Source organism: Pseudomonas sp. GM102, assembly GCF_000282555.1.
Taxonomy (GTDB): Bacteria; Pseudomonadota; Gammaproteobacteria; order Pseudomonadales; family Pseudomonadaceae; genus Aquipseudomonas.
This window is the reverse complement of sequence record NZ_AKJB01000107.1, coordinates 1-10,958: the sequence shown is the minus strand read 5'-3', so window position 1 is coordinate 10,958 and position 10,958 is coordinate 1. Positions and strand designations below refer to the sequence as shown.

Annotated in this window: 10 protein-coding genes and 1 pseudogene; 9 read left to right on the top strand and 2 right to left on the bottom strand. The window is 48.7% G+C overall.

Features of this window, described 5'->3' with window-relative positions:
* Positions 1–446, bottom strand: a 446-nt coding sequence (locus PMI18_RS05785; protein ID WP_007905387.1) for an acetyl-coenzyme A synthetase N-terminal domain-containing protein, incomplete at its 3' end; no start/stop codon positions are given.
* 381 nt (positions 447–827) lie between these two features.
* Here PMI18_RS05785 and PMI18_RS05790 point away from each other — a divergent pair.
* The 5 genes from PMI18_RS05790 (at position 828) to PMI18_RS31120 (ending at position 7,232) form a co-directional block, all read left to right on the top strand.
* A complete protein-coding gene (locus tag PMI18_RS05790) occupies positions 828–1,091 on the top strand; it encodes a DUF2790 domain-containing protein (protein WP_007905385.1) in 264 nt (87 codons plus the stop codon).
* Between the two features lie 188 nt (positions 1,092–1,279).
* On the top strand, positions 1,280–1,552 hold the full coding sequence (locus PMI18_RS05795; RefSeq protein ID WP_007905383.1) for a hypothetical protein: 273 nt from the start codon (positions 1,280–1,282) through the stop codon (positions 1,550–1,552).
* A gap of 646 nt (positions 1,553–2,198) precedes the next feature.
* The gene (locus PMI18_RS05800) at positions 2,199–3,449 is read left to right on the top strand and encodes a ribonucleotide-diphosphate reductase subunit beta (protein WP_007905373.1); all 1,251 of its coding nucleotides are present in this window, start codon (positions 2,199–2,201) and stop codon (positions 3,447–3,449) included.
* Between the two features lie 258 nt (positions 3,450–3,707).
* The gene (locus PMI18_RS05805; protein WP_007905372.1) at positions 3,708–5,843 is read left to right on the top strand and encodes an ATP-binding protein; all 2,136 of its coding nucleotides are present in this window, start codon (positions 3,708–3,710) and stop codon (positions 5,841–5,843) included.
* A gap of 3 nt (positions 5,844–5,846) precedes the next feature.
* Positions 5,847–7,232: a hypothetical protein gene (locus PMI18_RS31120; protein WP_007905371.1), complete on the top strand. Its 1,386-nt coding sequence runs from the start codon at positions 5,847–5,849 to the stop codon at positions 7,230–7,232.
* Between the two features lie 42 nt (positions 7,233–7,274).
* On the opposite strand, the gene PMI18_RS05810 is transcribed toward PMI18_RS31120, so the two are convergent.
* Positions 7,275–8,261 (bottom strand): DNA cytosine methyltransferase, encoded by a 987-nt coding sequence (locus PMI18_RS05810; protein WP_007905370.1) that lies wholly within the window; start codon positions 8,259–8,261, stop codon positions 7,275–7,277.
* Positions 8,262–8,342: 81 nt separating this feature from the next.
* On the opposite strand from PMI18_RS05810, the pseudogene PMI18_RS31630 reads away from it, so the two are divergent.
* From PMI18_RS31630 to PMI18_RS05815, 4 genes and pseudogenes are all read left to right on the top strand, one after another.
* Positions 8,343–8,923: pseudogene (locus PMI18_RS31630) on the top strand (restriction endonuclease); the annotation flags it as partial.
* Between the two features lie 141 nt (positions 8,924–9,064).
* The gene (locus PMI18_RS31985) at positions 9,065–9,529 is read left to right on the top strand and encodes a restriction endonuclease (protein ID WP_443200875.1); all 465 of its coding nucleotides are present in this window, start codon (positions 9,065–9,067) and stop codon (positions 9,527–9,529) included.
* Entirely contained in the window at positions 9,530–9,949 is a 420-nt protein-coding gene (locus tag PMI18_RS0129775; protein WP_033036824.1) for a very short patch repair endonuclease, read from the top strand.
* 390 nt (positions 9,950–10,339) lie between these two features.
* Entirely contained in the window at positions 10,340–10,849 is a 510-nt protein-coding gene (locus tag PMI18_RS05815; protein WP_007905351.1) for a BRO-N domain-containing protein, read from the top strand.
* The last annotated feature ends 109 nt before the right edge of the window (positions 10,850–10,958 follow it).

Below are 10,958 nucleotides of genomic sequence, written 5' to 3'. Positions count from 1 at the left end.
ATGGCGACCACGGCTTCGGGGACCATCGGCATATAGATCGTCACCACGTCGCCGCGGTGCACATCCTGGCCGCGCAAGGCGTTGGCGAACTTGCAGACTTGTTCGTGCAGCTCGCGGTAAGTGATGTTGCGGCTTTCGGCAGGGTCATCCCCTTCCCAAATAATCGCGATTTGATCGCCGCGCTCGGCCAGATGACGGTCGAGGCAGTTGTAGGAAACGTTCAGCGTGCCGTCGGCGAACCATTTGATGTCGACATGGTGATCGTCGAAGGACGTCTGCTTCACCGTAGTGAAAGGCTTGATCCAGTCGAGGCGCTTGGCTTGTTCACGCCAGAAGCCGTCCGGGTTGACGACCGACTGCTGGTACATGGCCTTATAGGTGGCCTCGTCAGTCAGCGTGTTGGCTAGAACCTCGGGACGAACGGGATACAAAGAAGCCGCACTCATCTTTCTTACCTCGGTGGAATAGTTGTTTTTGTATGCCCCCAGTTGTAGCCGGGCGGGGCCTATAGAACCATTCGACGATGGTAGTAACAAGCCCCTACAAAATGTGGCTATACCGCAACAAGGCGCTCAACCCCGGTTATCTACAGGGGGCTTACGGCGTATTCGGGGGATTGTTACCAAATCTGCCAAAGGTGTTTATCAAAAGCACGGCTATATGCACGCCACCCCCAGGCCTAAAATCGGTCTCGCCAACAAGGCAACGTGATTAACCCAGTTGCAGCCCCCACGAAGGCAGTTAATCCAAGACTCTTTATCAAAGCTCCACACGCAATCTCAAAAAGATTGCGTGACCCCATTCGACCTCAGAAAGGTAAATTTGAAATGAAAGCTTTATGGGTTCTGGTCCTCAGCAGTTTGTGCGCAACCGCCATGGCGGATGAGGTCTCGACTGATGCCGCACAGCAACAACCCGCCATTGAGGAATACACCTACTCCACCCACCTGGACATCGCCAAAGTCATATCGATGAGCGAAATCCCGAATGTCTGCGAAGTGGTTCCGGCCAAAATGGAATACGACGACTCTAAAGGTCAGCGGCACATTCTGCGCTACAGCGTCATGGGCAACGGCTGCTCTAACGGCTGATCCGCCCCCCCTCTTATTTATCAAGGCTCGACCCATCCGCCCGCTTTAAAGGCAGATGAAGTGCCGAGGATTACATCGATAAATACGATTGTTTTCAGCGTTTATTTGCGCTTTTTAATCAAAATAGTTGGCGTAGGATGAATTCCACACCCAAGGCACACAACGCCAACGAACCTGGAGATACCACCATGAAAACCAAACTGATCCTCGCCCTGACCCTCTCCGTACTGGCCGCCAACACCTTCTCCGCCGATGGTTACGACCACACTGGTTCGGCTGCGTTCACTGAAGCGGCTGTCGCTTCTGACGGTTACGACCACACTGGTTCGGCCTCTTTCGCTTCCGATGGTTTTGATCACACCGGCGCTGCCAAAGTCGCTGCTGACGGCTTTGATCACACCGGCGCTGCCAAGGTCGCTGCCGATGGTTCTGATCACGTAGGTGCTGGTCGCCTCAGCTGAAAACCGAAAGCAACATCACAGCCCGACTTCGGTCGGGCTTAGTTGTGTCTGGAATGGTCAAAAATCGACCAAAACCACTACATGTAGTAAAAAATGTTGTTTTTGGTTGTTTTTTGAGCAATCCATTTCAAGAACATTTTCAGCCAAAAACTACCCCCACAAAAACGGCTCCCCTCCCCCGAAAGCCCCGCCCCACCGGGCTTGCAACACAACAACAGACCATAACCACGCGAACACCCAGCCCTCACCGTCAAAAACAAGCCAAAACAGACGAAAAAAAAACTTCCTCCGCCAAAGCCCTGTAAACCCTCGCTCCAACCTGAAAACGCCCCTCGCCGACCGCTGCGAGTGCCATTTCGCCGCACCACGGGGCCGAAAATTTCCTTATAATGCGCACTTAAACGGGCCTGCAATATTCCCTTACAGGGGTGAAAAGCCAGTCTGAAGCCCACGCAGAGCGGTTCACGTTTTCTGCGCCCATCGGCGGCTTCGGAACACCCGTACAAAATTCTGTTTATTGCCTGCGTTGTACTGCTGCAAAAAACGATTTCCTTTAGATCCAACGCGGCCAGAAACGGCTGTGTGAAAAACCAACCTATCAGTTTTCACACGGGCAATCTGGCCCTCACGCAGGAGACGACACGTCATGCTGAGCTGGGACGAATTCGACAAAGAAGACAGCGGCGAGACCGTGGTAAAAGGCGCCAACGCCGGCCACGCGACTGAAGCCAACATGGACCGACTCGACACCGCTGGTGGTGTCGCCGCTCAAGAAGCTCGCGCTGTTACCGCGACCGACTCTGCCGCAATCGCCCGTGCCAAAGCTGCCCTGGACACCCTCGACGTCGCCGAAGGCCTCGCCGAACTCGAAGGCGCCTCCGCCCGCGTTGCTGTCGACGAAAAGCGCATGATCAACTGCCGTGCCGACCTCAACCAACTCGTACCGTTCAAGTACGACTGGGCCTGGCAGAAGTATCTGGACGGTTGCGCAAACCACTGGATGCCGCAAGAAGTCAACATGACCGCCGACATCGCCCTCTGGAAAGACCCGGAAGGCCTGACCGACGACGAGCGCCGCATCGTGATGCGCAACCTCGGCTTCTTCTCCACCGCCGACTCCCTGGTTGCCAACAACCTGGTCCTGGCCGTGTACCGCCTGATCACCAACCCGGAATGCCGCCAGTACATCCTGCGCCAGGCCTTCGAAGAGGCGATCCACACCCACGCCTACCAGTACTGCATCGAATCGTTGGCCATGGATGAAGGCGAGATCTTCAACATGTACCACGAGATCCCATCGGTCGCGAAAAAAGCCACCTGGGGCCTGAAATACACCCGTTCGATCTCCGATCCGAAGTTCGAAACCGGCACCGTCGAAACCGACAAAGAGCTGCTGCGCAACCTGATCGCCTACTACTGCGTTCTGGAAGGCATCTTCTTCTACTGCGGCTTCACCCAAATCCTCTCCATGGGCCGCCGCAACAAAATGACCGGCGTCGCCGAGCAGTTCCAGTACATCCTGCGCGACGAATCCATGCACCTGAACTTCGGCATCGACGTGATCAACCAGATCAAAATCGAAAACCCGCATTTGTGGGATGCCGAGATGAAGGAAGAAGCGAGCCAGATGATTCTGCAGGGGACTCAGCTGGAGATTGAATACGCGCGGGACACCATGCCTCGCGGGGTGTTGGGCATGAATGCGGCGATGATGGAGGATTACCTGAAGTTCATTGCTAATCGTCGTTTGAGCCAGATTGGTTTGAAGGAAGAGTATCCAGGGACGACTAACCCGTTCCCTTGGATGAGCGAGATTATGGACTTGAAGAAAGAGAAGAATTTCTTTGAGACGAGAGTTATCGAGTATCAGACTGGTGGGGCGTTGAGCTGGGATTGAGACTCTAATTACACGAAAAGGGCTGCCTGCAAAGCAGCCCTTTTTTATGCCTTGTGTTTATGCCCTAACAGAGAAACCTCAGCTATCGAAAATAATTTATTTACTCCGTCAAGGTTTTTTTAGAGCAATCAGTAGACAGCAACCTAGTGAATCAGTATGTTCATAATCAATGAAATCTATGTATATAAGGTCCCAAAGTCGCTCTCCTCCAAAGGCTCTGAGGACAACAATCACAGTACTTAAACGTCAGGTCACATAATGGAATCTAGTCACCAACTCAAAGTACAAAGCCATATACTGAGATTGCTTGGGGATCAGTTGATTGGCCATGATCGATTGGCAGTATTTGAGCTAGTAAAAAACTCTTACGATGCAGATGCCAGTAATGTCTCTGTCACTCTGAACCTCCTCGTTCCCACGCCATCCATCACGATACTTGATAATGGCACAGGAATGTCATTCGACACACTTATAAATGCATGGCTAGAAATTGGTACTGACTCGAAAAGGTCAAGTACCGGAAAAAAAAGATCCGTAAAATACAATCGCAAGCCGTTAGGCGAGAAAGGTGTCGGCAGACTAGCAGTCCAAAAACTTGGTAAAAACCTAAAACTTATAACCAAACAGAAAGATGGAGCTGAATACGAATTCACGATTGACTGGGATGCACTTATAAGCAGCTCCAAGTATCTTGATAACAACATGCAAATTAAAATAATAAAAAACGAACCCCCAAAGTATTTCAAATCATCCCACGGCACCTTCATAGAAATTACGGATCTGCACAATTCAGATTGGACCAGACGGGATATACGCGACTTATACCGCCTAGTAAAATCCCTTGCCAATCCATTTAGCTCGAATGATTCTTTTAACGTCGAACTTAATATACCTGGGAGAGAAGATGACATCGCAGATCTGCCGGATGTTGAAGACATGCTGGGCAATGCATTATGGAAATTCGTATTCCGAATTGACAAAAATGGAACTCTGCGCTGCGCATATATATTTAATCCACCACGCTTTAAAAATTTGAAACCCAGTTTCAAACGTTTTACAGAGAAACTACCATTAGTACCGGAAGACAAAGATGATCTTGCGAACAAGATCACTGATAAACGAAATAAAAATATCTTCCTAACGCCCGAAGAACTTCAAGGTATAGGACCAATTACCGGAAGAATATATGCCTTTCTTCAAACATCCGAAGTTCTTAAGCTCCTGGGGAACTCTCAACAGCTAAAAAACTGGCTAACAGCCCAGTCGGGCGTTCGGGTCTATAGAGATCAGATTCGTGTATTTAACTACGGCGAACCTGGGGACGACTGGCTGAGGCTAAACACCAGGCGGATTAACACTCCTGGAGGGAAGTTCGGAACAAACAGTATAGTGTCTTACTTAAACTTATCACTTGAACAAAGCTCTCGCCTACAAGAAAAGACGAACCGAGAAGGCTTTGATGAAAATGAGAGCTATAAGATGCTACGGCGAATCACACTTAGCATCTTTGAAAGATTTGAGAATCGCCATGCTACTGATCGAACTGCAATCGACGTCGCTATAAAAGGTGAAGGTATTATCCCGCCTTTTGATCAAGCAATTGATAATATTAAGAAAACCGCATCCAAGCACAAAATACAAGCAGAGATTGCCCCAGCATTATTATCGATTAAAAATGAGCTAGATAGATACAGGGAAGTAATGACCGCGTCAGGTGTCGCCGCGATGAATATCAATCTAGCCTTTCACGAAATGGTACATGGAGTCGACCGAATTGTTTATCAATTAGAGACAAATGTTAACCCGGAGGCAATTCAGAAAACTGTCACTCATTTAAGAAGCCTGCTTGCTACATTCAAACCATTACTAAAAAAAGAAAAAACCAAAACACTTCCTGCAGAAGAGCTTACTAAACGCGTACTTGCAATGCACGAGCACCGCTTCCCTCGACATGAAATTGTCCTATCAAATCGCACGTCCGACAGCGATGAAGCGATAAATTTCAACGTTAAAGGCCCAATAAATCTAATAATAGGAGCACTAAGCAACATAATTGACAACGCAATTTATTGGTCACGATACCGTAAAGAAAGAGACAACCGTGATTTGAGCGCGGCAATTCTTATCATCTCTACATGGGACGCCGAATTAAAAGAAGGCATCATAGCCGTTATTGACAATGGCCCTGGCTTTCAACTTCCAGAAGAAGCCATTGGAAAACCATTTTCCACCACCAAAACCGGCGGAATGGGATTAGGCCTTTACTACGCTCGATTAGTAATGGAGTCCATCCAAGGCAAACTACTTATTTGTCCTGCATCTGAGCTAAGAGAAGACCTTAGTTTTTCTGAAAACTATGATGGATCTGCTGTGGTTCTCCAATTTAAGGATTAAACAATGAGAGCGTTCGCACGGGTTGTAGTTCTAGACGATCAAAAAAAGCATTTGGACATTATTGTCCGTGCGCTAGGAAAAGCGGGATTCGGCGCTATCTCTTACCTAGTGGAAGATGGGGCAGTAACTCCTGAAGTCCGAGAGCCTTGCAATGGACTTCGATTGATTTTTTCTGACATACATTTAACTCCTACTAGCGGCATTAGTGGCATCGACAACATCGGCATACTGGGTCCTTTCTTAAGAAGTATAACGAGCGACGGACCTTACGGATTAATCTTCTGGTCTAAATTTGCAGAAGATGAAGCTGAAATTGTTCAAACGCTCAAGGATCGTGCCGATGATTTAGGGATTCAACTACCTGTCTTTTTCGGCTTTATAGATAAGAAGGCTGTACTAACAGACTTAGATGACGAAGCCGAAGAAGTTGAAGAAACGACTCCGGACAACTTCAAAAATCTTATACTTGCCGAAGTCGCTAAATGCCCGACATTAAGAGCAGTCATGGAATGGGAAGAAAGAGCATTCCTGGCAGCAAACTCTGTTAGCAACAGCTTATTTAAAATCTCAGCAAACCCACAGGGCGACATTTCTACAGCAGACTCATGGCTAAATTTAATTTCTTATTTAGCACAAGAAGCAGTCGGCAGAGAAAATGCAAAAAATGATCCATTACGAGCAATTGATAATGCTTTACTACCAATTCTAGAGGATCAATTTAGATACTCATTATTAGGTAACGCAAGTGACGCCTTTGATCAAATCAAAGAGAAGCTGTCGGGCGGTAAGTTATCACTTCCAGTTGGAGTAAGCGCTGCAAAATTACACTCATACTATCTCGTGGAAAACTTAACAGATACTGCCAACACACATCATCTGCGCGGAACCATCTCCGCGATAAATGAACAAGAGTTTGACGAATTTTTTTCTCGATGCTTCGCATCAAAATGGCGCAACTTAATGCTAGATGAATTTATCGTGCAAGGTCCAGATCGTTCGACTTTTCAAGAAGCAAGGAAAACCCCTGACCTACCGAGTAGAATTTCTCCCTGCCTAATTTCTTTGTCACCTGAATGTGACGACGTGCAGGGAAAAGTAGTTACTCAACGATATCTACTAGGCGTAATTCTCAACCCTGAGGACTCTAGATTTTGTGAGTCAGAAGGAAAGCTCGCACGTGATGCGCTGCACTCTATAGGTACAGTGGAGCACCAGGGAGCCGAGAAGTTAATTATCGTTTCGTGCCGAAGATTTTTAGCGATACCTACAGTCGCAATTAGAAATATGCCGTTAACTCCAATATTGCGCCTGAGAAGAACGATGATCGATGAACTATCGCATCAGTATACTACCTACACCCGAAGACCTGGAGTAATGCGCTTCTCATAAATATATAAGTCCGCATACACTTAGTGTTTGCGGACTTTTAATTTACGCTGCGTCTTTACTAATTTTGCCATTTACATTTGAGGCCCGAAGCGATGCCACAATTGCCTCCATCACTGGAGAGCAGACAGCATTACCCATTAGTTTTACTTTTTCACGCCTAGTAACATCAGGAAACTCATAACGCTCGGGAAACCCCATAGCTCTACGCAACTCGTCGGGTTGAAGCATACGCATCATATGCCCATCAAGAGTCGGTTTAACATACGCAAATCGATCAACCGTTGTAATTGTTCTTAATGGGGTGTCCATTCGCTGCCAACCTCCCCCTCCATCGGTGCCATAATAAACTATCAAAAAATGTTTATCCGGACCTAATTCGGCGATAGCGCGATCAGCGCGAGCAAGCGTTTCCTTAGCTCGATTGGGTCTTCTTAGTGGCGTCATCTTGTATTTTTCAGATCTATCTAAAATATCCCAAACGTTTTTATGCAATGTGTTAATAGGAGTAACTATATCTGGCATCCCCATTAGATCAGCAATCATAAACAGTCTGCGTCTACGCTGAGCAACTCCGAATCCCGAAGCATCTATAACTTGCTCACGCACGTTATATTTCAACCGCACGAGTTCCTCCATTAACTCCTTATATCTCCCCCAAGGCTTCATATGGACCACATTCTCTAAAGTAATCCAACGAGGCTTCATTGCTTCTGCATATCTAATTACCTGAAAAGCTGTGTCCTTACTTTCTTCAGATCGAGGTTTACTTCCCCTGGCGCACGTGTGGTGCGTGCATTCAGGTGAGGAAATCAGAAGATCAATAGGCCCTGTTTTTTCTAACACTATCTCTGGCGTCAAAATCCGAAGGTCTTCTTGAAACACATGAGCGTCTGGAAAGTTCAGCTTGAAGGATTCTACCGCGGGCCCCCAAAGATCGACGCCACCGACGATTTTGGCACCGCCCTCCCGCGCCCCAAGGCTGCTGCCTCCCGCGCCACAGAACATGTCAAACGTACGAATCTGATCCATTTCAAAGCCTTTAATTTAATCTTCTAGCCAGGTTACCAGGTTCCCGGCACCATTCAACCTTGATGGCACTAGGACACCACCATGACTGACAACCTGGTTTACTCTGTTGACGAGCTGTCAAGCTCAGATTTGATGATTGACGCTCGCTATTCTGGAAGCCGAAATGGCAATTCCAGCGACGATCCTCTGAACAAGCTACTAGACGTCAGCAACCAAGGCGGCTTCAGGTACAGAGGAACACGCGATGGCCCACACCTGATAGCGCTCCTATCGAGCATGAAGGATCTGGACTGGCCAGACGAGCTTGATCTCTCGACCGGCGTATTCACCTATTACGGTGACAATAAGAAGCCGGGTCGTAAACTGGACGAAACGAACCGTTATGGCAACAACCTTTTGGAGCAAATTTTCGAGCGTCAACATTCGGGTTTACGAGCCGATACCCCCCAATCTTTGTTTTCACCAAGGCGGGAATCTTTCGAGACGTGATTTTCAGAGGCTTGGCAGTCCCGGGCCGAATCGGAAGCACTCATAACGATGATTTGGTAGCTGTCTGGCACACCAGCAAAGGTCAGCGTTTTCAGAACTACAGAGCCACATTCACCATCCTCGATCTACCAAAAATATCGAGAGCTTGGCTGGTCGACATCATCAATGGGGTTCGTGCAAGCGAAAGCAGCCATGCGCCGATTGAGTGGCTCAATTGGGTAAAATCGGGTCAATACACCCCTCTCATTGCGAAACGCTCTCAACCTATTCGCTCCAAGAAGGATCAGCTTCCATCCTCAAAAGAGGAAGTGAAGATGCTAGCCATCTTGCACAAATACTTTGAGTCAGATCCATATGCATTTGAGGCCTGCGCCGCTCATCTGGTAAGAATATGTTTACCTGACACCGTCGAGTTAGACCTGACGAGGCCTTATCGAGACGGCGGTCGCGATGGCATTGGCAAGCTCAGAATCGGCAGACCGGAGTCTTCTGTCCTTGTGGACTTTGCAATCGAGGCCAAATGTTATGGCACGAATAACTCTGTGAGGGTGCGGGAGGTTTCGAGGCTCATCTCTCGTCTGCGACACCGACAATTTGGGGTGATAATCACAACATCATGGCTTCACAACCAAGCCTATAAAGAAATCGTTGAGGACGGTCATCCTGTGATGATTCTCGCCGGAAAAGACATTGTTGAGCTTCTTCGGGAAACAGGATTGCAAGACAGCACCGCTTTACAGAACTGGCTGGAGACGAGTTTTCCTTTGAATGAGCCTTGAATGAGTGCAGACATAGTCACCCCAGAACATCGCTCCAAGATCATGTCGATGATCAAGGGGAAAAACACGAAGCCTGAAATGGTCGTGCGATCGGTTTGCCATGAAATGGGGCTTCGCTATCGTCTGCATAGGAAGGATCTGCCTGGAACACCTGACTTGGTGTTCCCCAAGCATCGACTGTGCATATTCGTCCACGGCTGCTTTTGGCACCGGCATCCCGGCTGCAAATATGCGTACACGCCCAAGAGTAAGCTTGAGTTTTGGTTACCAAAACTGGCGAGAAACGTTGAGCGAGACCTGAATGCTCAGCAAACACTGCTCTCGCTGGGATGGCGAGTGGTAGTCGTTTGGGAATGCGACACCAAAAATAGAGATCTCCTACGCACTGAGATCCAGAAAGCGTTCGATTTAAATGCTTAAGGCCTACGCATTCTCGGCTGAAAAATGCTGAACGATTTTGAAGGGTTGACCGTGCGGCATTGACCCCCTACGCTCTCAATTCGGCGCCTAAGAAACGCCTCAACCAGAGCGGTTCTCCGCACCCGACAGTCATGCGGCTTTTTTTCGTCTGCGGTTTCTCTACGCCTGCGAGAAAATCCCCGTTATGTCGGGAGTGGGCGAATACAAGACCCGAAAGGGGAATATGTCCGGCCCGTCTCTGGTGGGTTTCTTAGCTCCCGACACCCATAACGAGTGCCCTAAGAAAGCAGCCAGAGGTAAAGGAAATGCCTGTATCCCCATCCTTCATGATGAAGGTGAATTGCCGTACCCGCAGATCGAATCCCGTGCTTCTGCTTCAGGAGGTACGCTATGTCTGAACCACTCGTATCAACCCTTTTCACCCGTCACAACATCTACCTTCACGCCCTTCTCGTGGAGAACCAGGCCTGGTTCTGCGCTCATGACCTGGGGCGTTTGATGGGCAAATTTCTCGATGAACGCATGTCGCGCAAGCTCGATGCTGATCAGCGACAGATGATGTTTGTCTACGCCCACGGCACTGCGGAAGAACGCTTGATGGTGAGTGAGTCTGGTGTTTATGCATTGCTGGTTTATCACTACTGCCCGGAGTATCGGTTGCTGCGCGAGTGGCTGACGCATCAGGTGGTGCCTGCGCTGCGTGATGCGCGACCATCGCGAGCGGTCGAGCGTCCGACGTTGAGTGTTCTGGATTGGCCTCAGATGTCGCTCAGCATGCTGCATTGGCAGGATGAACCCTGGATTCGGTTGCGGGATATGCCTTGTGTGTTGGCGGATGGTCCATTCAATCGGCGTGAGTCCTGGTGGCGGAAGGCTTCCAGGGTGTTGCGTGGGTTCTGATTGTTTGTCGTGACATAAAAAATCCGCTGTTTGAAGTTCAAGCAACGGATTTTTTATTCGGTCGGACCCTTATCGCCATCCTTCGTTGTGGCTCCCAACGAAGCCACTC